Origin of the sequence: Aureisphaera galaxeae (assembly GCF_028561275.1) — a bacterium.
Lineage (GTDB): Bacteria > Bacteroidota > Bacteroidia > Flavobacteriales > Flavobacteriaceae > Aureisphaera > Aureisphaera galaxeae.
Map to the genome: position 1 here is coordinate 717937 of NZ_JAQQTF010000004.1, position 23827 is coordinate 741763.

Genomic DNA, 23827 nt, shown 5'->3' on the forward strand with positions numbered 1-23827 from the left:
AAATTAGCATAATACAATCATAGAGGTATGAATCGAAAACTTTTAATCGTACTGTTTGCGGTATTTTGGGTAGCATTGGCCCAAGGTCAGATCAATAAGGTACTTCCCCAAAAAGGTATAGAAGGAATGCCTGTGAAAATTGATACTACTAGCATTAGTGAGGTTATAGGGATATATGGGGAAGATTTCAGGATTAATGAAAATCCAACGTATACACGCTACTTCTACAAGGACCTGGGCATTACTTTTCAATTTGAAACCTATGACAAGAATCAGATCGTCCGTTCCATCTATTTAGAATCTCCCTTTGAAGCGGAACTTGAAAATGGCATTCGACTTAATGAGAGTACCATGGAAGATGTTTGGTTAGCGTATAACAATAAAGGATGTTTTACAAGTGCCAAAGAAGCTCGGCGTCCCGAAGAAGGGATCACTTTTTACATACATAAAAAGCCCAAACAACGTGGGTACAACGCTAAGAACAAAATATTCAAGTTCGAAATCCATAACAAAGGGGAATTTGGCATACCATCAAGGGTGAATTATGAATTTGATGATGACCCGTTCGATCGCAAAATGGATGAATTGATTTCCATACTGGAAAAAGACACTATCAACTTTAATGAGCTGGATACCTTTTTGAAAAAGGAAAATGAGGAAAAGGGAAAGAACAGTAAGCTTTATTCCTTGGAGTCCCGTTTAGTTTTCGAACGACAATTGGAAAGTGGCATAACCCAACAGAAATTTGAACTCGACCCTTGGTCCAAAACCTATGGTCTAAACATTCTGAAGAAAGGAAGTTCCCTGATCTATCTTAGATTGGAGCGTCGAGGAAGAGATGCAGAAGTGATCTTTGAAAGGGATAGGACTGCAAATTTCGAGGAGCTGAAAGGTAGGTATAAGGAGTATAGTGTATTCATCTTTGGTAGTGCTTGTGGATTTGCGGGAACAGCTCCAGCTGGGTGCAGCAGAATGTACAATTGGGCGAATGAAGGAAATTATACTGAGTTGGCGAAATGGCTACATTCCATAAATCCCGAATTAGCTGCCTATGGATATATTGGCCTGTATATTATGAAGAAAGAAGGTAACACCATACAAACCAAGGAATTGGAACGAATGAAACAATTGAAAGATTCAGAGGTAAAGTTACGAATCTGCTTAGGCTGTTTGTATGGAGGAACTGAAACAACCAAGGAAGCGCTGTCTAAAAAACGTCTAAAAGATTTTTATTATTCTTTTCGAGCTCGATATTAGCTGATACATTAAGGTGGGAGAAATACTAGATGTTATAACAAAGTTTATTCATCTGGACCTTTTTATAGGGTTCGGGCTTTATTCCATCCTTTATTTTGTGGTTCGCATATTCAAGCGCTATGAAAAAATCGTAGCATTCGATTACGATGCCTGTAAGCTTACCGTGTACTTAGGAGTGATTTTCTTTATCATTTCTTTGGGACTTATTTTGGTATATCAATGGGATCGTGCGGTTGGACCTTATTGGTTTGGCGTCTTTTTACAGCCTATCCTATGGCTCATTGTAACCCAATTACTCCGGTTTGAAGTCATCCGAAAGTATTTCATTTTCCGATTCCTAATTTTCATATCGTTTATAATCACCTTCGAACGATTCGTGATCATCGTAACTTCCCTGCATAGGGACTATTTGCCTAGTAGTTTGGGTGACCTTAGTTGGAAGAGCCCTAGTTGGAATGTCGGATTGGGTGTATTTGAGATCATCGGCGGGATTCTATTTAAGATTGCCCTGTTTACAGTTGTGGTACTATTATATCGTTTTGTAATGCGCCAATTGGGATTCCGTGCTATAGAAAAGTAATTTAACCCAAATTTAAAACCAGCGTTTTTCCGTAAATACGGGTAATGGCGTATCTTCGTAGGAAGATTGATTGTTAAAGTATGGGTTTATAGGAACATTCATTAGTTCATTCAATCATTTACTCATTCAATCATTAATTCATTATGTCATTAACTCATTAAACCATTGGCATGCGCGATAACCTGCACGATTACCGAAAAAGCTACGAAAAGGGAGTATTGGACACCTCCACGGTAGATAGCAATCCGTTGCAGCAATTTCGTACTTGGTTCTATCAGGTACAAGATGCCGGTGGGGTAGATGAGGCCAATGCCATGACCCTTACCACGATTGGATTGGACGGATTTCCTAAAGGACGTGTGGTGTTGTTGAAGAAATACGATGAAAACGGGTTCTATTTTTATACCAACTATACGAGTGAAAAGGGGGAAGCCATTTTAGCCAATCCCAATGTTTCCTTGTCCTTTTTCTGGCCCAATTTAGAGCGACAAGTACTTATTAAGGGAATAGCTCAAAAAACCAGTGAAGTAGATTCCTCCAATTATTTTGCCTCCCGGCCGAAAGGAAGTCAGTTGGGAGCCATGGTATCTAATCAGAGCAGTGTTGTAGAGAGTAGGGAAGCTTTGGAAGAAGAATTGAAAGCCTTGGAAGAAACCTACGACGGAAAGGAAGTACCCAAACCCGATGATTGGGGAGGATTTGTAGTTCAGCCGGTAGAATTTGAATTTTGGCAAGGACGCCCGAACCGTTTGCACGACCGAATACGATATCGATTGGACCAACTCGATTGGGTGATTGAGCGGCTAGCGCCGTAATAGAAGTGAGAGGTGAAAAGTGAAATGTGAAAGGTGAGAAGTGAGAAGTGAAAAAGAAGAGGGACTCCGAGTGGGCCGACTGAAAGAAGGGTTGTATCGAGGAGTCGGTTTGGAAAAGAGAGTAGAGAGATTATATACTATCGACTATAGACTAAAGACCATAGACTAAAGACCATAGACCATAGACTAAATAAACACATCAACGAATAAGACAGCTAAACAGTTAAACAACAAAATGAAAACACTTTACATGGTCCGTCACGCAAAATCGTCCTGGAAACACGACGTTATCGATCATAAGCGACCCCTAAAGGGTAGGGGAAGAAGAGACGGCGTATTGGTTTCAGAATATCTGAGCGAGAAAATAACTCCGCCCCAGCGTATTATCTCCAGTGGCGCGACGAGAGCATTGTCTACTGCTCAATACATGAAAGAGGCATTCCAAACCCCTGATTCGGATTTTGAAGTAAACAACGACCTCTATGATTTCAGTGGCCACAAGGTGATGGATATTATCAAAGGACTGGACAATTCCTATGATCGTATTATGATTGTGGGCCATAACCATGCCTTTACGTCCATTGCGAATATGCTTGGAAACAGCTATATTGATAATGTTCCAACCTGTGGGTTCGTAGAATTACAGTTCGACACTAACAAATGGAGTGAAATCACCACTGGAAAAACAGTACAAACCGTATTCCCAAGAGACTTAAAAGAATGACAGTAAGCACCGTAGCAAAGAAAGTAGAGAATAGGTACCTAAATCGTGAACTCAGTTGGCTGCAGTTCAACGCACGGGTATTACAGGAAGGCGAAGACCCCACCGTTCCTCTCATTGAACGTCTTCGGTTCCTTGGGATTTTCTCCAATAACTTGGACGAATTCTTCAAAGTACGTTATGCCACTATTAAGCGCATTGTCGAGGCCGGAAAAGGCGGTAGAAGTGAGCTTGGAGGGATTTCTGCTACGGAATTATTAGAAGAAATTACACAAACTGTAATTAAACAACAGGCGCATAGTCTGCGCATTCTGGGCGATATTCAGAAAGAATTGGAAAAAGAGAATATTTTCATCATCGATGAGACCCAGATTTCAGATACACAATGCACGTTTATTTCGGACTATTTCATTCGTAAGGTAAGTCCAGCGCTTATGACCATTATGATTTCCGAACTGGAAGAATTCCCCGAATTAAAGGACAGTGCTGCCTATTTGGCCGTTCGGATGAAAATGAGGGAAAATGGCGATAATGGAAACGGCAATGGAAATGGGGTAAACTATGCCCTGATCGAAATTCCTCGAATTATTGAACGTTTCGTGGTATTGCCCGAGGAAGATGGAAAACAGTACATCATTCTACTGGATGACCTTATCCGTTCGCAGATGGGGAACATCTTCAATATTTTTGATTATGAGTCCATTTCGGCCCATATGATCAAGATTACCCGAGATGCCGAATTGGATATCGATAGTGATCTTTCCCGAAGTTTTCTCGAAAAAATCTCGAAAAGTGTGGCCATGCGAAGTCATGGGGACCCCGTTCGTTTTGTATACGATAAAAGCATAGATCAAGAGACCTTACAGTTTATCATGGATAAGATGGGGATCGAAACCACAGATAGTGTTATTCCTGGCGGTCGTTACCACAACCGTAGGGATTATATGAAATTCCCTAGTCTTGGCCGTAAAGACCTTATGTACAGTTCCGTTGAACCACTCCCTGTACCCGGATTGTCGTTGCAAGGACGTTTGCTTAGGAAAATTGCCCAGCGTGACTATTTGTTGTATGCTCCTTACCAAACCTTCGCCTATGTAGTGAAGTTCTTAAGGGAAGTTGCTTTAGATCCAAAGGTGCAATCCATTAAGATTACTATTTACCGTCTTGCCGAAGTATCCCACATAGCGAGTTCTCTGATCAATGCAGCGAAAAATGGTAAAGAAGTAACCGTGCAGATTGAGTTACAAGCCCGTTTCGATGAAGCTGCCAACATACGCTATGCTGAACTTATGCAGGAGGAAGGAGTGAAGCTTATCTTTGGTGTCACCGGTCTTAAGGTGCATTGTAAGGCCTGTGTAGTGGAACGATTGGAAGGGCAAAAAATTCGTCGCTACTCCTTTGTGAGCACAGGGAACTTCAACGAATCTACTGCTCGAATATACACGGACTATACATTATTTACCTCCAATAATAAGATTGGAAAAGAAATCACTAAAGTGTTCGATTTTTTCGAAGTAAACTACCGCATAAAAAAATACAACCATCTTTTGGTGTCTCCGCATTATACTCGAAATGCGCTCTATCAACTTATTGATGCCGAAATAGAAAACCACAAACAAGGACTTCCTAGTGGTATCAAATTCAAAATGAATAGTCTATCCGACTTTAAAATGATAGATAAATTGTACGATGCTAGTAGAGCAGGTGTGAAGGTGCAATTAATCGTGCGCGGAATCTGCTGCCTTATTCCTGGCGTGGAAGGCATGAGCGAAAATATTGAGGTGATCAGTGTGGTTGATAAATTTTTGGAGCATCCACGTTTGTACATTTTTGAAAATGCAGGCACTCCAAAATACTATATCTCTTCTGCCGATCTTATGGGAAGGAATTTGGATAACCGGGTAGAAATTTCCTGTCCTATTTACAATGAAGAGATACAACAAGAATTATTAGATACCTTTGCGATTAGCTGGAACGATAATGTGAAGGCCCGAGTCATTTCAGAAAAGCAGGACAATGTCTATAGGAGAAATGATTTGGAATCCACACGTTCGCAGTTTAAATTGTACGAGTATTACAAAGAAAAGTTGAAAAATTTTGTTGAACATTGAGAAATACGGAGCCATAGATATTGGTTCCAATGCCATACGCCTACTTATAGCCACAATTATTGAAAAGGACAACCAACAGCCCCAATTCAAAAAAACCTCGCTAGTTCGTGTGCCTATTCGTTTGGGAGCCGATGTATTTTTAGAAGGCAAAGTTTCTGATGAAAACTATAAGCGCATGGTAGATGCCATGAATGCCTATAGTCTGCTTATGAAAACTCATGGTGTCGTTAAGTACCGTGCGTGTGCCACTTCGGCAATGCGGGAAGCTGCCAATGGAAATGAAATAGCCGATAAGATTCGGGAAGAAACAGGGATCAATATCCAGATCATCGATGGACAGGACGAAGCTGCCATCATCGCTTCTACCGATTTACAAGACCTTATAGATACCGATAAGACCTTCCTCTATGTTGACGTAGGAGGGGGAAGTACCGAGTTCACTGTATTTGCTAACGGAAGAACCGTAGCTTCAAAATCCTTTAAATTAGGAACGGTTCGTGTCTTAAATGATATGGTCCGCGAATCTGTTTGGGAAGAGGTGAAAAAATGGATTAAGAAAAGCACCAAGAAATACGACAAAATAAGCTTGATCGGTTCGGGGGGGAATATAAACAGCATCTACAAATCCAGCGGCCGGAAACTGGGCAAACCCTTGAGTTACTTTTACCTGGCCAACTATTACGAGCGCTTAAAATCCTATACCTATCACGACCGTATTTTCGAATTGCAAATGAATCCGGATCGAGCGGACGTAATTGTCCCCGCTACGCGTATTTACCTTTCTGCCATGAAATGGAGCAAGGCCAAGAATATCTATGTGCCTAAGATTGGACTTTCGGACGGAATCATTAAAAGTCTTTACAACGAGAAACGCGCCAAGGAAATGGAGGTAGAGATTTAGAGCAGTAGCTCGGCAATTTCCTTCCAATTGTTTACCCGTTCATGACCGCGATCATCATTTATGTTATGTGGTTGGGTAAATAGTAAACTTCTATTTTTAAAAGGATCCAAGTTTTTATAATGATCATCGATTAAAATATCTCCCTGGACAGGAACCTTCGAACCACAAAGGATAATATTACGCCAGGAAATGAAAGGAAAATGCTCTTCCAACCAATAGTATTTTTCTTCCAAACTATTCGGGAACTCCATAGCGGCAGAGACAATGAAAATATCGTATGAATCGTAGAGTGCTTTTACAACTTCCTGCGCATCGGGTATGACGGGTGCTTCCCTAAAAAAGCCTTTCTCTCGAACATGCCGCTTGGCATTGGGAAAAGCGACGATTTCATCCTTCCCGTTGACCTCCTCCAGTTGAATAAGGCGTCCGCTTTCTGCAAATTCAAAATTAATGGCTTGTTGATAGATGTCTGCCATGACACCATCCATATCGATGAGCAACCGTTGTTTCATAGATTTTCCTTTTTTGGATTTCTAATTAGATTGCCTTTTGGGATTGGGTTGCGTGGTGAGTATTAATTTTCGGGGTATAAGTCCTCTGGAACGTTTTGCTCAACCCAATCATGAACCTCTTGCTTACCGACTACCCATTTTACACATAACTCAAGATTGTTGATTAGGCCAATAACAATAACTTTAAATGCTTCGTTCTCTTTGTCTTTCTCTTTGCAAAATGCATAGAAACTCTTTCTAGGGTCTATCATTGTTTCTTTTGGATTGAGCGAAGAAGCAACTGTAATAAATCTTTGGGCCTCTGTGGTGTTGTTAGGAAGGAAAGTTCCGTCTAGATATCCCATGTCCATGGAAGAATTATGAAAAACACCAATTTCGATGCCCTTCCAAATAATCATGTATTCTATTATGTGGCTATCCATGAATCCGTTCAGAAGTACTTAAATCCTTCATAACACCCGCTTCAAAATCCAGCAGATCCTGCCATTTTTTATCCACTTCTTCACGATTTCCAAACTTACGGGCAAATCCAAGGAACATAGTGTAATGCCCAGCTTCACTAATCATGAGTTTACGGTAAAATTGAGCCAATTTCTTATCCTCCAATTGCTCACTTAACAATCGGAAGCGCTCACAACTGCGGGCTTCGATAAGCGCTGCGTACAGCAATCTATGGATGAGCTGGGTATTGCGATCACCTCCTTTGGGGAAGAATTTCATGATGATGTTTACGTACTCATCCTTGCGTTCACGACCTAAGGTCAATCCTCGTTCTAAAATGAGGTCGTGCACCATTTTAAAATGACTCATTTCTTCCTGCGCTAAAAGCGTCATTTCATCCACTAAATCGGAGTATTCGGGATAGCCAATGATAAGGGAAATAGCCGTTGATGCGGCTTTTTGCTCGCAATAGGCATGATCTATAAGGATTTCTTCGATGTTCTTCTCAACAATATTCACCCATCGGGGATCGGTGGGCAGCTTAAGCCCCAGCATTTTTATCTCATCGTTTTCTAACTCGCTCATCTTCGTGCATTATATATCGAGATCGAATTCCTTTCGGAGGGTATCGATCAGCGGATTCTTTTCCTTTAATTTTTCGAACTTCTCCCGTGGCGTATACGCATATCGCTTTACTTCTTCTTCATTTACCTCTATAGAAAGGTCTATGTCGTAGTTTCTCAGTTGTTCCCGTAAATAGCCCAGTAATTCGTATTTAGCGCGTTCTACCTCCACCTTAATGGTGCTATTGGGAAAAACCAAATGAATTAGGTTACCCTCCAATTTAGGAGTGCCCATGGTTAAGTGGGAGAGCAGGTTAAATTTTCCATCCTTCTCTACCTTTTTGGTGTAGGAAGTCCAAACGGATTGCATTTCCTCTTCGGTAAAGGATTCCTTGGGAAGATTCTTTTCGTCTGGCTGATTGGCCACTAATTCTTTCTGAAGTTCCTGCTTCTTCCGAATGCTTTTCAATGAAAGGGCCGACACCTTTTTGGCATTCCGTTCTGCCAAGATTTGTGGTCGGTCGATGACGCGTTCTTGCTTGGGAGCAACCTCGGTCTTTTCTTCAGCGGCCACGGTTTCTTGTACGGGTACGGGTTCCTTAACTACGGGTTCGACAGCCGAAGGCTCTTGAACGGTCGTTTCAATTACCTCTGTAGGCATTGATTCTGTAACCACCTCTTCCTTAGCAGGTTGTTTTTCAGTAACAGGGTTTCTTTGTGTTTTAAAGTAGGAGGGAGGGATTACGAAATGCTTCCCATTAGTATTTTTTTTTTCTCCCTCGAAAGTGAGAGAGGCCAATTGCAATAAGCAAAGCTCTACCAATAACCGTTGGTTACGGCTGCTTTTGTACTTGAGGTCGCAGGTATTTGCCAAGTCGATGGCGTCAAGCAGGAATCCTTGGGATGTTTTTCCAGATTGTTCCAAGTACATTTGCTTTACTTGTTCTCCTACTTCCAACAAGGCAATGGTGGATGGGTTTTTACACACCAGTAAATCCCTAAAATGCGATGCCAATCCAGCTATAAAGTGATGACCATCGAATCCTTTGGAAAGGATCTCGTTGTATTTAATAAGTGCCTCTGGGATTTTATTTTCCAGTAACAAATCGGTGAGTTCGAAATAGTAGGTATAATCCAATACGTTCAGGTTCTCGGTAACGGCCTGACGCGTTAAATTCTTACCCGAAAAACTTACCACCCGATCAAAAATGGATAAGGCATCGCGCATGGCGCCATCTGCCTTCTGGGCAATGATATGCAAAGCGTCGTCTTCCGCATCAATCTGTTCGGCTTTGGCAACTTCGGCCAATTGCATTTTTATATCCTGAACGGTAATTCTCCTAAAATCGAATATCTGACAGCGGGAAAGGATGGTAGGGATGATTTTGTGCTTCTCCGTCGTAGCCAAAATGAAAATGGCGTGTTTGGGAGGTTCTTCCAACGTTTTCAAAAAAGCATTGAATGCGGCAGAAGACAGCATGTGCACCTCGTCTATGATATACACTTTGTATTTTCCAACTTGCGGAGGGATCCTGACCTGATCGATGAGGTTTCGGATATCATCCACAGAGTTATTGGAGGCGGCATCCAATTCAAAGATGTTGAAAGCAAAATCTTCATCTTCATGATGGCTACCATCGTCATTTATTTTCTTAGCTAGAATACGCGCACAAGTTGTTTTTCCTACTCCTCTGGGCCCTGTAAATAGAAGGGCTTGTGCTAAGTGATTGTTCTCTATGGCATTCTCCAGCGTATTGGTAATGGCCTGTTGCCCTACAACATCCTTAAAGGTAGTGGGGCGATACTTTCGGGCCGATACAATGAAGTGTTCCATAGACTAAAACAAATATAGTAAGGTAGTGGAAGTAATGAAACTTAAGGCCTTTGTATTTTGTATGAGTTATTAACATTTTAGTGTACTTTTGCACCCGCAGGCCGCCTTATCGCTGTGAAGGAGTGCAAGCTCCCTTCACGGAGGAAAGTCCGGACACCATAGGGAAGCATAGCGGCTAACAGCCGTCGCCCTGTAGCACCCGCTACGGGGTAGGACAAGTGCAGCAGAAAGGATGTACAGGTAATGCTGTAGTGAAATCAGGTAAACTCTATGCGGTGAAATGCCATGTAAACCTAGGCTTGAGGGTACCCGCCCGATCTAGGAGGGTAGGCAGATTGAGTATTTTGGCAACAAAATATCTAGATAAATGATAAGGGCCTTGTAGTTTTGCTGCAGGGTACAGAATCCGGCTTATAGGCCTGCATTTTTACTTTTGTGCACTTCCAATAGATGTTGCGCCCATGCTTTACAATCATCCATAGAAGAGAAGAGCTCTAACGTCCCTTTATAAAAGTTCTTTTCGAAGCTTGCTGTCTGCATGGCAGACTCGGTATAGCAAACCACTCCAATTCCCAAAAGGTTAGAGAATAGGTCCGATCGCATTAAACAGGTCGGATTTATGGTATAGTCGTATTTCCTATTGGCAATAGATATGAAAGGTGTATCGGGGTAATGCTCATGGAAAATCTGAGTCATTTTTTCAAGGTGGGGATAATCGAAAGCTACGCCTTCGTGTATGGTAGAAATGACATATTCCCTGTGCAATTCAAAAGTGGCAAAATCCAGCTCAATTACTTTCTTCTCATTTGGGGACGGCATGGTACGTGATTCTGAAAATTGAAGCTGCAAAGTACTGAATTTTAGATGTAATAGACAAAGTTATTGTCCAGATTCTTGAATATTTTTAAGGGTCCAAGCCTCGCATTCTTCCATGGAATAAAAAACACCAAAAGGACGTTTGTAAAAGGCCTTTTCAAACTGTGCCGTATTATAGGAAGATTCGGTATGGCAAAGGACAGCAATGCTCATTAATCTCGGGTGATTGGAGACTTCCAAATAGCATGTGGGATTTACGGAAAAATCAAATTTTCGGTCCGAAATATATCCAAAAGGCTTATCTGGATAATATTGTTCAAATACTTCGAAGAGTGATCCGAGTTTCGGAAGGTCGAAAACAATTCCTTCTTGTATGGTGAGCAATGCGTATTGATCATATATTTCTACCTGAACAAAGTCCAGGTCGATGGTAGTAGGGGGGAGAGGAGTCATGTAGTCTTGTTAGATTTGTTTTTCTTGTTGTTTGGTTATTTTTTTTAGTTCTTTTTCAATCCATTCTTCACCCTCTTGCATATCGTAAAACACCTTGAAAGGCCGCTTATAGAATTGCTTTTCGAACTGGGCCATTTGGTATGACTCTTCCGATTGACAAACAATAGCGATTGCAGCAAGATTAGGATGGGATGAAGATGTTAGATAGGAGGTGGGGTTTACGGTATAATCGTTCCTTCTATCTGAAATATATCCAAATAGTTTATTGGGGTAATAGGTGTTGAATATGTTGTAGAACTCTTTCAATTCTGCTTGATCAAAAACTACCCCTTCATTGACAGAGGCAATCATTAAATTTGGATACAATGTAACCTTAGCAAAATCGAGCGATATGGTCTTGGGGAACTTCAAAGTACTAGATTTCTTTATTAAAAAAACTAAATACGGATCCACCGTATTTTCTAAACTCTTGAAAACCAGAAAGCTCTGTTAAGTCGGTCTGTTTTGGGTGCTCAATGATAAAAATTCCCTCTGGTTCCAACAAATTATTCTGAAAGATTTTTCTTACCATATCATCGATTTTCTCTATTTCAATGGCATAAGGTGGGTCTGCAAAGATCAGGTCGAAGGACTGTTGTGACTTTTCCAGAAACTTAAATACATCGGATTTAAAAGGGGATATGGGAAGGGAAAGTTCGGTAGCCGTTTTATCAATGAATTTTACACAAGCATAATGGCTATCTACTGCCGTAATTTGCGACACTCCTCGAGAAGCAAATTCATAGCTCATGTTCCCCGTTCCTGAAAACAGGTCGAGTACTCGGATTTCGTTAAAATCCAAACGGTTCCTTAGAATATTAAAGAGACCTTCCTTCGCAAAATCCGTTGTAGGGCGAACGGGAAGATTCTTGGGGGCCACAATTTTTTTTCCTTTATGCGTCCCTGAAATTATACGCATTTGAGTTGGTTTTTAAAACATACTTCTCATGACCTTCCTCCTCCCCGAATGGAGGAAATTCACGCGTAACAAACGAAATATTTCTAATATAAGTATATAAGAACTCAAATTTTTCATCCGATTTAACGATACTGCCACACAATGAGGTGTTTACATTGTCTGGATTTAGCTTTAATTGCTCCAAACAGAACAGTACATAGTAGATGAAATCTTCGGGAGTTTGGTATGAATAGGTATTGCAAAGTTGTAACTCTCCCTGTCGGATGACGATGCAATCGAATTCATTGCTTTTTACGTGCAGATATACCTTTTCTTCGCTATTGTGCTTCTCTGTATTTAAAAAGTCGCTAAGAAGCACTGATATGGAGTGGTAGTATTCAAAACCTCCGTAACGTTCAAAAATGTAGTTGTTAATGTTCATAAAGGGAACATATACAACGACAATGCCCTGGCTTTTAAGGGTATCATGGGCAATGTAATCGTTGCTCAATATCTTGGTATTGAATTTTAAGTACTCACTGGCCTTATTTTCATCGAAAAGCGTCTGGGGAACGGTACAGTAGGTGGGTGTGCTATAAATAAGCTGAACAACCTCAAATGCTCCGGCCAATTCGGGTGTACCTCTTAGCGTGGTATCCATTTCTAAAAGCAACTCTTCTGGAGTGTACGACCTTTCCAGTTCTTTTTCGTGATAAAAGACGATATCCCCTTGTTGGGATGACACCAAAAAAGAAAGTCCGGTCAAAGAAATTTGAACGGACAATCTACAAGTTTGGTTGGTTTTATTATTGTCTATCAGTGGCTTTGTCATATAATTTTGGCCAGTTTCCACTGGTGTCGACATCGTCCATAGATCCTACCTTGATAAATTCCCCATTTACTCCGTCTACCGCATTGGTTTGCTTTTCCTGAGCAATTAGGTTCCTGTCTTGACCCGCTAACACTACTTCCTTAGCAACCTTGGCTTCGAATACAGAATACATAGTTCCGCCTTTCTCAAGCTTTCCAGCCTTCATTTCAAATTTTGAATCCGATTCAGGAACATCCATCATAGTCTTGTAGCGGTCTGTACCTTGGAATAAAGAATCTCTTACAGGCTTAAATCCAAGGGTGTCTATAATAATAAGGTCGATAAAGTAACCTCCTTCTTCAGGATCTAGACCATAAGCGATATTCTTTTCTGTATCTGCCTTACTACTGTCACGTCTCTGCGTAATAGCGTATTGTGCTGTATCGATAAATCGAACCAAGCTATCAAAGCTTCCCGTAAAGTTTCCGGTAATTTCCTGGTGCGCCAACTGTGATGCCTGAATGTCTTTCAACTTGGCAATCACCATCTCATATTTTTGTTCCTTCAACTTATTGAATCGAGTTGTACTTGTAATCGAATTGTACAATTGCCAACCTAGATAAACTGAGATCAGTAACAATACAATGGAAATGATCGGCGCGAATTTAACAGGTACATATTTTGTGACAACTCTGGCTATTATAATGATTGCCACTATTCCAAGTACAATGTATAGAATCATAATGAATATTTGAAGATTATTTTATTTTAAGGTCTATCGCAAATCTACAATTTTTTTTTATTCGTAAAAGGATATTACGAAAAAAACCTACCTATCTTTAGCCCTTAGTTTTTCTGGCTTTATGGATGTTTCGCATTTCTATGGTTTACTTAAGAGTGATTTCCCACATAGGGTCACAAATAAGCAAGATATTGCCCTTAAGTTATTGGCCCAATTCATCTTATCGGAAACCAAGAATGAAACTTTTTTGTTAAAAGGATACGCTGGTACGGGAAAAACGACGCTTATAGGGACCTTGGTAAAAAATCTTTGGAAAGCCCAAAAGTCATTCGTGCTGCTAGCACCCACGGGCCGCGCCGCTAAAGTCATTTCCAATTATAGTGGAAAACAAGCCCTTACCATTCACAAGAAGATCTATATGCCTAAAAGCGAGGGTGTTGGTAAAGTAGTGTTTAGTCTTCAGAAGAATAAAGCACGGAATGTGATCTTCATTGTGGACGAAGCCTCCATGATTCCAGACATCAATCAAGATTCCCGTCTTTTCGAAAACGGCTCTTTGCTAGACGACCTCATGCAATACGTATATAGTGGGCATGGTTGTAAGCTATTGCTCATTGGGGATACGGCGCAGTTACCTCCCGTAAAACTGGATATGAGCCCTGCTTTGGAGGAGAAAACCTTAGAGAACTATTACAATAAGGAAGTCGTTTCATTAGAGTTGAATGAAGTAGTACGCCAGCAACAAGAAAGTGGGATACTATATAATGCCACCCAAATTAGGGATGCATTAGACTCGGGCTTCTACGAGAGTTTTAAAATAACCGAAGCTCCCTTTCCCGAAGTGGTGCGCCCTCAGGATGGGCAAGAGGTTATGGATGCCATACAGGATAGCTACGATCAGCATGGCAATGAGGACACAGTAATTATTGTAAGATCCAATAAAAGGGCGAACCTATACAATCAGAATATAAGGCAACGCATCCTGTTTCGGGAAGAAGAACTTTCGGCAGGGGACTACCTCATGGTGGTAAAGAATAATTACTTCTGGGTAAAACCCCATTCGGAAGCTGGTTTTGTGGCCAATGGAGACATTATCGAAGTATTAGAGATATTCGGCATTAAGGAATTGTACGGATTTCGTTTTGCCGAAGTGAAAGTACGCATGGTCGATTACCCCAATATGAAACCTTTGGAAACCGTGCTCTTATTAGAAACCCTAACTTCGGAAACCCCGTCACTTTCTTATGAAGATTCCAATAAATTATACGAAGAGGTAAAAAAAGATTACGCCGATGTAAAATCGAATTACAAACGCTTCCTTTCCATTAAAAACAACAAGTACTTTAATTCCCTGCAAGTAAAGTTTTCCTATGCCATAACCTGCCATAAGTCCCAAGGGGGTCAATGGAATACGGTTTTTATTGAGCAGCCTTATTTGCCCAACGGAGTGGACAAAGATTATTTACGTTGGTTGTACACTGCCATGACCCGAGCAAAAGAACGATTGTATCTACTGGGGTTCAAGAGGGAATTTTTCGAAGATTCTCAGTAAACCTTTTCCATTTTTGAACATCTATAAAATAATCTGGTTAATTTCTTTTCAGAATTAACAAAGATGCTATTTTTGAAAATTGATAAAAACCCTATCATTTGAAGATAATTGCTATGATCCCCGCACGCTATGGTGCGTCGCGTTTTCCCGGAAAATTAATGCAGGACCTTGGGGGGAAACCTGTAATCGTCCGTACTTATGAAGCTACCCAAGAAACAGAGCTATTCGATGAAGTATATGTTGTAACCGACAGTGAGGTGATCTTTAAAGAGATCGAACTGCACGGTGGTAAGGCTATTATGAGCAAGAAGGAACATGACTGTGGTACTGATCGAATTGCAGAAGCCGTCGAGGACATGGATGTGGATATTGTAGTAAATGTACAAGGGGACGAACCTTTTACCAGTAAATCGGGCCTTCAACAAGTGTTGGGAGTATTTAATGGTCCCGATGCCGATAAGATCGATCTGGCTTCCCTCATGACCGAAATTTATGACTGGAAGGAAATCAGTGACCCCAATGCGGTGAAAGTTATTGTAGACAGGGACAATTTTGCGCTTTACTTTTCACGTTCACCCATTCCATACCCAAGGGACAAGAACGCAGCCGTACAATATTACAAGCATAAAGGGATATATGCATTTCGAAAAGAAGCATTGTTAGATTTCTATCGTTTGCCCATGCGAACCTTAGAAGCGGCAGAAAAAATAGAATGTATTCGTTTTTTGGAATACGGAAAGAATATAAAAATGGCTATATCCAATACACAAGGGATCGAGATCGATACCCCCGAAGACCTCGTGCGAGCCAATAAAGTGCTGAAGGAAGACAAAGGGATTCGTGTAAACAACAAGTACCGCAACTTCCCCATGGTGCCCAAGGTGGTATTCGGAAGGGGATGTTTCGATCAGTTACCCTCCATCTTAGCGCCTCAACGAAAGGACAAGGCTCCTTTCATTTATTTGGTAGACGACGTATTTAAAGAGAATGAAGAATTGATAAACCGAATGAATCTTCGGTTTAATGATAAACTCATCTTTGTTTCAGCTGAAGAAGAACCGAAGACCGAACAGGTAGATACCATAGTAAAGAACATAAAATCTGAATTTACCTACCGTCCTTCCGGAATTATTGGAGTAGGAGGTGGAAGTATTCTAGACCTTTCCAAAGCGGTGTCCATTATGCTTACCAATAAAGGAAGTGCTTCCGACTATCAAGGTTGGGATTTGGTGAAGAACAAAGCGGTTTATCATGTTGGTGTACCTACCATATCTGGAACCGGAGCCGAAGTTTCCAGAACCACTGTGCTTACAGGGCCTGAGAAGAAGTTGGGGATTAATAGTGACTTTACACCTTTTGATCAAGTGGTGCTGGATCCGGACCTTACCGTTGGAGTTCCGAAGAATCAGTGGTTTTATACGGGAATGGACTGTTTTATTCACTGTGTGGAGTCTTTAAATGGTACGTTCCTAAATGAATTCAGTAAGAGTTATGGAGAGAAGGCTTATGATCTTTGTAAGGAGATCTTCATGAACGGAAATCTTACCGAGGTAGAATCCCGAGGCAAATTAATGATGGCTTCTTGGCATGGCGGAATGAGCATTGCTTATTCCCAGGTAGGAGTTGCTCACGCTATGAGTTATGGACTTTCCTACGTATTGGGAACTAAACATGGAGTCGGAAACTGTATTGTATTCGATCATTTGGAGGAATACTATCCAGAAGGAGTACGTCTTTTCAAGGAAATGAAGGAATATCACAATATTGATATTCCACAAGGTATTTGTGGCAATCTTACCGATTATCAGATGGAAACGATGATCGATATTGCACTGAGTCTTGTTCCCCTTTGGGAAAATGCGCTTGGCGAAGATTGGGAGCAGAAAATGACTCGTGACAAGCTGAAGGAATTATACCTTAAGATGTAAAGGCGTATTTTCGCGCTATGGGTTTCACCAAATTTATATTTCACAAACTTTTAGGATGGAAGATCAAAGGATCCTTTCTTCCTGAAGTGAAAAAAGCGGTCATCATCGTGGTTCCCCATACGAGCTGGCATGACTTCTATGTTGGTGCACTGACACGGAGAATATCTAAAACCGAAATCCATTGGGTAGGAAAGAAGGAGCTTTTTAAATGGCCCATGGGTGCCTATTTTCGATGGATGGGTGGTTCTCCATTAGATAGGACTTCTGGACAGAACAAAGTACAGGCTATTGCCCAACTTTTTAAGGAAAAGGACGAATTTAGACTCACCTTAGCTCCGGAAGGCACTCGGAAGAAGGTGGATACTTGGAAGACGGGATATTACTACATTGCTTTAGAATCTGAAGTGCCCATTATTCCTGTTTCTTTCGATTATAAAACCAAAACTGTTACCATAAATGAGCCTTTTCAACCCAGTGGCGATATTGAAAAAGACACCCCACTTCTTAGGGCATACTACGATGGCGTAGTGGGTAAGCGTCCTGAATACACATAGTTCCGTTTTTATTTGTAGCTTTAGAACAAATAAAAAACTATGAAATCCCTCCTTTATACCTCAGCTTTATTTATTTCAATTTCTTTATGTGCCCAAACCCCTTGCGAAAGCGGAATGGCCGATATCTTCCCTTGTGAAAATTATGATCTGGTTTCCCAAATTCCATTATCGACCATGAACTCGGTAAAGGCGAATGATTCCTGGGGATGGACCGATCCTATGGATGGAAAAGAATACGCTATTATTTGTTTGAACGAGGCCACTGCCTTTATTGATATTTCAGATCCTTTAAATCCTATTTATTTAGGCCAGATGCCTGGAGAAAGTACCCAGCATACGACATGGAGGGATGCCAAAACCTACGAAAATCACGTGTATGTGGTGAGTGAAGACTCCGGACATGGTATGCAGGTGTTCGATTTAACACGTTTGCGCAATGTGGCAAGTCCACCAGAAATTTTTACGCCAGATAATGTATACACTGATTTTGGTAGCGCACATAATATTGCCATTAATGAAGACACGGGGTATGCCTACGCGCTAGGCACCTCTACTTTTAGCGGAGGAGCCCATTTTATAGATCTTTCCGATCCAGCGAATCCTGTAGCTGATGGCGGCCACAATGCAGATGGATACACACATGATGCGCATATAGTTACCTATAATGGTCCCGATAGCGACTATACGGGGCAGGAAATCATGATTGCCAGCAATGAAACAGAGGTAGATATTGTAGATGTAACCGACAAAGCCAACCCAGTTACCATTGGCACCATTGCCTATAACAATGTGAATTATACCCATCAAGGTTGGCTTACTGAAGATCACAGATACTTCATTTTGGGAGACGAAACCGATGAACTGAATACCGGAATCAACTCCAGAACCATTTTCTTCGACTTTGAAGATTTAGATAATCCTCAGTTCCATTTCGAATACGAAGGCCCGACAGGAGCGACCGATCATAATGGATATGTGAAAGGAGATAAATTCTATCTGGCCAACAATGCAGCAGGGTTGCGTGTGGTAGACATTAGCGATATTGCTAATGCGAATGCCACGCAGGAAGGATATTTTGATAGCTATCCTACCAACGACAACTCTGGGTTTAATGGTTCTTGGAATGTATATCCGTTTTTTGAAAGTGGCCATATCGTGATTAGCGACCGCGCACAAGGATTCCTTTTGGTACGTCCTTCTGATGTATTGGGAACCGAAGATGCTGAACTAGAAGCATCCATTGCCATTTATCCAAACCCAGTAATTAATGAGGTTGCCGTCGCTTCCCCTCAATTTGCTATAGAAAGTATCAAAGTGACCGACCTTTCTGGAAAACAAGTCTACGTAAGTGGTGAAATTGCGCAAGGAACGCATACGCTTGATCTTTCAAGGCTAAGTGCAGGTATCTATTTCATTACATTGAATGATCAAGTGACGAAGAAGATTATTAAGCAATAGAGAAATAACAATTGCACATAAAAAACCCTCCGAGGCCTTGGCGAAGGAGGGTTTCTTAATTTATGTGTGTTGGTTTACTCTTCAGAGGAGCTTTCATCCATGGTGTGATAAACGTTCTGTACGTCATCATCTTCTTCAATCTTTTCCAATAGTTTTTCTACGTCAGCGGCTTGTTCAGCATCCAATTTCTTGGTCACTTGTGGGATGCGCTCAAAACCGGACGATAGGATTTCAATATTGTTTTCTTCCAGATACGATTGAATGGCTCCATAACTTTCAAAAGGAGCGTAGATCAATACCCCATCTTCATCTTCAAAAATCTCTTCTACACCAAAATCGATCAATTCTAGCTCCAGTTCCTCCATATCCATATCACCCACATTCACGCGGAAATTACAAACGTGATCGAACATAAAGGATACAGATCCGGAAGTTCCTAAGTTTCCATTGCACTTGTTGAAGTAAGATCGAACATTGGCAACGGTACGTGTATTGTTATCGGTGGCAGTTTCTACAAGAATAGCGACTCCATGAGGTGCATACCCTTCAAATAATACTTCTTTAAAATCACCCTGATTCTTATCGGAAGCTCTCTTTATAGCGCGTTCAATATTGTCCTTCGGCATATTTACCGCCTTTGCGTTTTGAATCACCGCACGCAATCGGGCATTGGAATCGGGATCGGGGCCACCTTCCTTTACAGCCATAACGATATCCTTTCCAATACGTGTAAAGGCTTTGGACATGGCCGCCCAACGTTTCATTTTTCTCGCTTTTCTAAATTCGAACGCTCTTCCCATAAAGATTTTATATTTCGTACAAATTTAAAAAAATGCAGCCCTTTTCAAAGGGAATTGGAGGCTATAGGGAACTCAAATAATACCTCCACACGAAATTCATGAATTAAGACTTATACAAATAACTGATAAACAGTTAGATATATAGCACTCAGTTTTGCCTATAGAAAATAGTTCTATATTTAATTCTAAACTACAACCAACGATCATGCAAAGCCTTTATTCCAGTGGCCCAACCAATGTGCCACCGCAACTTACCAAGCCTACCGCTTCTTTTACAAAACATGTATGGCTATCTGTTACGGGACTTCTTTTATTTGCCGTACTCTACATCGTACTCATGGTATGGTTCGGGCGCCTTGCCTATTATACTTGGATGTCCGGCGGGAGTTTATGGAATTATATACTCGCAGGAGGGTATTCCTTTTTGTGTCTTTTTATGCTAAAGTCGCTGTTCTTTCTTTCCAAAAGGGAAGAAAACCCTATGCGCCATTATGTGACCCAAAAGGAAGAACCTGTACTTTTCGATTTTTTGTATAAACTGGCAGATGAGGCCGGAGCACCCAGACCTCATAAGGTATTTCTAACCGATCGGGTAAATGCCAGTGTTTCTTATGACCTTTCGCTGTTAAACCTCATTTTCCCTTCAAAAAAGAACTTGGAGATTGGGCTCGGTCTTGTCAATGTGCTCAGTCTTGGAGAGTTTAAAGCAGTATTGGCTCATGAATTTGGGCACTTCGCTCAACGTTCCATGTTATTGGGAAGGTACGTATACGTTGCGCAACAAATCGCGGCACGAATCATAGGAAAACGGGATATCTTCGATAGCTTTCTAAACCTTATCTCCAGTATCGATATCCGTATTTCCTGGATTGGCTGGATATTATCCATTTTGGTTTGGGCGGTACGAGCACTTATTGAAACCTGTTTTAGTGTGGTGCGTGTGGCCGAAAGGGCCTTGTCTAGGGAAATGGAGTTTCAGGCAGATCTTGTGGCCGTTTCACTTACAGGGAGCGATGCCCTTATCCATGCCTTGCACAGATTACAAGTAGCAGACGAAGCCTATGCCAATGCGGTAGATGTTGTAAATATGAAGTTGGGAGATAAGAAGGCAGTGAAAAATTTATATAAACTACAATCCAATTACATTGAGAAAATGGCTTGGGTGTTGAATCAACCCGATTTCGGGCAATCTCCTAAGATTCATGAAGAAAACCCAGAATCCCACCGAATATTCTCATCCCGAGCCTACAATCCACCGCAAATGTGGGCTACACACCCTGCCGACAAGGATCGTGAGGAGAATGCCAAACGGCAATACATTGCTGCCGAGATTGATGAACGCCCGGCAGATTCTCTATTATCCGATCCAGAAGCTTTCGAAGAATCCATGACGGCCGCATTAATTAAAACGGCCAAAGTAGAAACGGAGATAATGCCGACAGAGGAAGCCATTACATATCAGAATAAGGAATACTTTAATTGGTCGTTCTTGGATCCTAAATACAACTCGGCCTTCTTGAATCGCTTTGCCTATACGAACTTCGATACAGTCGAAGAAGTATTGAATCATGAAATAGCCAATACTTCGGACTTTGCTCCAGAGTTTGACCGATTGTATGGGGAACTCATGGCTCAAAAGCTGGAGGAAATGAAAGAGATAAAAGAAGAAATCGAAGCCTTGGAGGTAGCCAGAAACGAAGTGGTTACTATGGAGAAGAGGACTATTTGGCATCGTGGTGACAGAATTAAAAGAAAGGATATTCCCGAACTGGTGAAGGGATTGCAAATAGAAGAAAAGGAAATTCGAGATCGTCTAAAAAACCATGACAGTAGGGCGCGTACGCTTCATTGGAAAGCCGCCAGTATCATGAATCCCGGATGGGGTAATTATCTAAAGAGCCTTAACCATCTTATCCATTATGCGGAACACGCCATTGCCGATATAGCGGATTGTGGAAGAAAATTCCATAATGTGCTGGCTGTTGCCTTGGCAGATGGTAATGTGTCTTCTTCAGAGATGAACGAAATCCTCATGGTAAGCAATGATTACTACAAAACAGTGAAGGCGCCTTATGTGCAAAGTAAGAAGATTCATTTGGATGCCGAATTACTGAAAAAGCTTGGAAAGCCCACATACGCGGATACGTTTGAAGAGTTTACCTTGGGATGGCCCGAGAAAGACAACATAGATCGTTGGGTAAATGTTATAGATGGTTGGGCAGGGGTTGCACGTAGTTCCTTAATGGCGGTACGAAATATCGCATTAGAAAAGCTTTTAGAAATAGAAGCACAGGTAAAAGAAAGTTATCTTACCAATAAGTCCATGGCAACATCTGCCCCAGGTAGCATATCTATTGTTCCTGAATATAATTTAAGAACCCCTGGAACCGAGCGGAAGATACAGCGGAAATTAAAATTATGGGATCGGTTTATTATTGGAGAAGGATTGTTTGGATCGGCCGCGAAGTTCGGCGTTTCGGCCTTGCTTGTATTCGGTGCTTTAGGACTGGGAAGTTTTACCACCGGGACGGAGATGTATCTCTACAACGGACTTTCCATTCCCGTGATAGTAACTATCGATGGTGATAAGGAACTGGAATTACCACCCAATGATCATACGAAAATAGCAGTCGACAATGGTGAAACCTACCGATTTGTGGCTACCACAGAAGATGGGACGGTCATTGAGGAGTTCGAGGGAGACGTTTCCAATCCCAAATACAAATACATTTACAATGTAGCACAAGCAGGTGCATTTTTGGAGTATAAGGTTTTTTATGGATATGACGGAACGTCCAATGACCGAAAGTTAGGAACCAAAAGCTGGTTAGAGGTAAAGGCAGACTATATTTTGGAGGAGCCTCCAACGACCATACGATTATCTTCGAGTAGTAGTGGTACGAGTAAGAAGGTGGTCGCCGCCTATAGCGGTATAGATCCGTACGACCTAGTCACTATTTTAGATGATGATGGCGATATCTCCAATATCATTAAAACCCATGTAGAATGGGACGATCCTTCTAGCGAGAATATCATGAACTGGCTTAATATTGTTTCCCGATCTGAAGCACCTTTAGAATCCCTGTCCAAGCGATTGGAGCATTACGATCAGGATGTGGCTACGTTACGGGCCATCATGAACGAATCGGATTCCATTCAGCGGATTGACTTCTGTAAAGACATGAAACAAAAATCCGAAGCAGCACCCAACAATCCGAATTATTATTACTTGAGTGCACGATGTTTGGAATCGGATCCAGAGAAAAACACATTATTTGTTTCCGGTTATGAGAAGTGGGAGGACCACCCTTGGTTGGCGTATGCCTCAGGATATATTTATGCACAGGATGAAGAATGGGAAAAGTCGTATGATGCATTTACCAATGCTGCCAACGGAAATGAGGGACTTATGGAAGTTTTTGCGGTTGATGCCGAACGAGTGAGAAGAATGCTAGAAAAAACTACCGACGACGCGGAAAAAGCTACATTTAGAAACATTGTAAGCGATGATCTGCAATACAAGCTAAGTATTGATAGGGGAAATATAGATAGCCCTTCGTACAATCCAGATAATACCTATATCCTTTTAAAGCAAGGGAAACTGGAAGAAGCATATAGTTTTGTAGAGCAATATGAAAATTATAAACCCTATATATATCGCGTTTTGGCCGTTTCCGACGGAGCTACGAATGAAATGAGAGAAGCAGCTCTGGCCTTGGATCCTATGGCGGGAATTGATACCGCAACCATTTGGTATACCTTGGCCTTAAACATTCAGGAGAATAGAACCAATGAGGATTTGCTTACTACCTTTGGATTGATGGGATTAGAGGAAGATGCTATTTCGGCTTTTGAAAGGGTGTTGAAAGAGAAGAATGTCGTTGGAATCGAAAATTTGATCAGAGCCCAAGAAATCTATTTCAAAGGCTATATGTATGCGGCAGCATGTATCGTGTTGAAGGATAAGGCACCGGGCTCTTGGAGAACTATGGCAAATACAATGTTGCTAGGAGGTGAGTCCCCTTATTTTGCTGAATAGGG

At 41.4% G+C, this 23827-nt stretch carries 21 protein-coding genes, 1 other RNA gene and 1 pseudogene; 13 read left to right on the forward strand and 10 right to left on the reverse strand.

Going from position 1 to position 23827, the window contains the following annotated elements:
- The first annotated feature begins 27 nt into the window (after positions 1–27).
- The 6 genes from POV27_RS08535 to POV27_RS08560 all read left to right on the forward strand — a co-directional run bounded on the left by POV27_RS08535 (position 28) and on the right by POV27_RS08560 (position 6385).
- Entirely contained in the window at positions 28–1257 is a 1230-nt protein-coding gene (locus POV27_RS08535) for a hypothetical protein (protein WP_272862334.1), read from the forward strand.
- Positions 1258–1354: 97 nt separating this feature from the next.
- Positions 1355–1837, forward strand: a complete 483-nt coding sequence (locus POV27_RS08540) for a hypothetical protein (protein ID WP_272862335.1) — start codon at positions 1355–1357, stop codon at positions 1835–1837.
- Between the two features lie 170 nt (positions 1838–2007).
- Positions 2008–2652 carry a pyridoxamine 5'-phosphate oxidase gene (pdxH, locus tag POV27_RS08545; RefSeq protein WP_272862336.1) on the forward strand — a complete coding sequence of 215 codons (645 nt, stop codon included), beginning with the start codon at positions 2008–2010 and terminating at the stop codon, positions 2650–2652.
- Positions 2653–2887: 235 nt separating this feature from the next.
- Entirely contained in the window at positions 2888–3376 is a 489-nt protein-coding gene (locus POV27_RS08550; RefSeq protein WP_272862337.1) for a SixA phosphatase family protein, read from the forward strand.
- The gene (ppk1, locus tag POV27_RS08555) at positions 3373–5484 is read left to right on the forward strand and encodes a polyphosphate kinase 1 (RefSeq protein ID WP_272862338.1); all 2112 of its coding nucleotides are present in this window, start codon (positions 3373–3375) and stop codon (positions 5482–5484) included. The genes POV27_RS08550 and ppk1 overlap by 4 nt, the downstream gene beginning before the upstream one ends.
- Complete coding sequence (locus tag POV27_RS08560) at positions 5471–6385, forward strand: Ppx/GppA phosphatase family protein (protein WP_272862339.1); 915 nt, start codon at positions 5471–5473, stop codon at positions 6383–6385. Before ppk1 ends, POV27_RS08560 begins: the two co-directional genes overlap by 14 nt.
- Here POV27_RS08560 and POV27_RS08565 read toward each other — a convergent pair.
- The 4 genes from POV27_RS08565 to POV27_RS08580 form a co-directional block, all read right to left on the reverse strand.
- The gene (locus tag POV27_RS08565; protein ID WP_272862340.1) at positions 6382–6897 is read right to left on the reverse strand and encodes a 5' nucleotidase, NT5C type; all 516 of its coding nucleotides are present in this window, start codon (positions 6895–6897) and stop codon (positions 6382–6384) included. The genes POV27_RS08560 and POV27_RS08565 overlap by 4 nt on opposite strands.
- A gap of 62 nt (positions 6898–6959) precedes the next feature.
- Positions 6960–7295: a hypothetical protein gene (locus tag POV27_RS08570; protein WP_272862341.1), complete on the reverse strand. Its 336-nt coding sequence runs from the start codon at positions 7293–7295 to the stop codon at positions 6960–6962.
- A 16-nt stretch (positions 7296–7311) separates the two neighbouring features.
- Positions 7312–7893: a MiaE family protein gene (locus tag POV27_RS08575; RefSeq protein ID WP_272862656.1), complete on the reverse strand. Its 582-nt coding sequence runs from the start codon at positions 7891–7893 to the stop codon at positions 7312–7314.
- A gap of 39 nt (positions 7894–7932) precedes the next feature.
- Positions 7933–9735: a DNA polymerase III subunit gamma/tau gene (locus tag POV27_RS08580; RefSeq protein ID WP_272862342.1), complete on the reverse strand. Its 1803-nt coding sequence runs from the start codon at positions 9733–9735 to the stop codon at positions 7933–7935.
- 93 nt (positions 9736–9828) lie between these two features.
- Here POV27_RS08580 and rnpB point away from each other — a divergent pair.
- Positions 9829–10165, forward strand: an RNA gene (gene rnpB / locus POV27_RS08585) — RNase P RNA component class A.
- A 449-nt stretch (positions 10166–10614) separates the two neighbouring features.
- Here rnpB and POV27_RS08590 read toward each other — a convergent pair.
- The 5 genes from POV27_RS08590 to POV27_RS08610 are packed head-to-tail and all read right to left on the reverse strand — an operon-like array spanning position 10615 to position 13494.
- Positions 10615–11004, reverse strand: coding sequence for a hypothetical protein (locus tag POV27_RS08590; protein ID WP_272862343.1), 390 nt, complete (start codon positions 11002–11004; stop codon positions 10615–10617).
- Between the two features lie 9 nt (positions 11005–11013).
- Entirely contained in the window at positions 11014–11415 is a 402-nt protein-coding gene (locus POV27_RS08595) for a hypothetical protein (protein ID WP_272862344.1), read from the reverse strand.
- 4 nt (positions 11416–11419) lie between these two features.
- Positions 11420–11962 carry an RsmD family RNA methyltransferase gene (locus POV27_RS08600; protein ID WP_272862345.1) on the reverse strand — a complete coding sequence of 181 codons (543 nt, stop codon included), beginning with the start codon at positions 11960–11962 and terminating at the stop codon, positions 11420–11422.
- Complete coding sequence (locus tag POV27_RS08605) at positions 11937–12773, reverse strand: DUF3822 family protein (RefSeq protein WP_272862346.1); 837 nt, start codon at positions 12771–12773, stop codon at positions 11937–11939. The genes POV27_RS08600 and POV27_RS08605 overlap by 26 nt, the downstream gene beginning before the upstream one ends.
- Positions 12748–13494, reverse strand: coding sequence for a hypothetical protein (locus POV27_RS08610; RefSeq protein WP_272862347.1), 747 nt, complete (start codon positions 13492–13494; stop codon positions 12748–12750). The genes POV27_RS08605 and POV27_RS08610 overlap by 26 nt, the downstream gene beginning before the upstream one ends.
- 121 nt (positions 13495–13615) lie before the next feature.
- Between POV27_RS08610 and POV27_RS08615 the strand changes: the two genes are divergently transcribed.
- From POV27_RS08615 to POV27_RS08635, 5 genes and pseudogenes are all read left to right on the forward strand, one after another.
- Positions 13616–15046, forward strand: a complete 1431-nt coding sequence (locus tag POV27_RS08615; RefSeq protein WP_272862348.1) for an ATP-dependent DNA helicase — start codon at positions 13616–13618, stop codon at positions 15044–15046.
- 113 nt (positions 15047–15159) lie between these two features.
- A pseudogene (gene kdsB / locus POV27_RS08620) lies at positions 15160–15870 on the forward strand (3-deoxy-manno-octulosonate cytidylyltransferase); the annotation flags it as partial.
- Between the two features lie 45 nt (positions 15871–15915).
- A complete protein-coding gene (locus POV27_RS08625) occupies positions 15916–16974 on the forward strand; it encodes an iron-containing alcohol dehydrogenase family protein (RefSeq protein ID WP_272862657.1) in 1059 nt (352 codons plus the stop codon).
- Between the two features lie 17 nt (positions 16975–16991).
- Positions 16992–17528 (forward strand): 1-acyl-sn-glycerol-3-phosphate acyltransferase, encoded by a 537-nt coding sequence (locus POV27_RS08630; RefSeq protein WP_272862349.1) that lies wholly within the window; start codon positions 16992–16994, stop codon positions 17526–17528.
- A 39-nt stretch (positions 17529–17567) separates the two neighbouring features.
- Entirely contained in the window at positions 17568–18986 is a 1419-nt protein-coding gene (locus tag POV27_RS08635) for a choice-of-anchor B family protein (RefSeq protein WP_272862350.1), read from the forward strand.
- 74 nt (positions 18987–19060) lie between these two features.
- On the opposite strand, the gene POV27_RS08640 is transcribed toward POV27_RS08635, so the two are convergent.
- Positions 19061–19786, reverse strand: a complete 726-nt coding sequence (locus tag POV27_RS08640; protein WP_272862351.1) for a YebC/PmpR family DNA-binding transcriptional regulator — start codon at positions 19784–19786, stop codon at positions 19061–19063.
- Positions 19787–19991: 205 nt separating this feature from the next.
- On the opposite strand from POV27_RS08640, the gene POV27_RS08645 reads away from it, so the two are divergent.
- Entirely contained in the window at positions 19992–23825 is a 3834-nt protein-coding gene (locus POV27_RS08645) for a M48 family metallopeptidase (protein ID WP_272862352.1), read from the forward strand.
- Positions 23826–23827 lie beyond the last annotated feature (2 nt).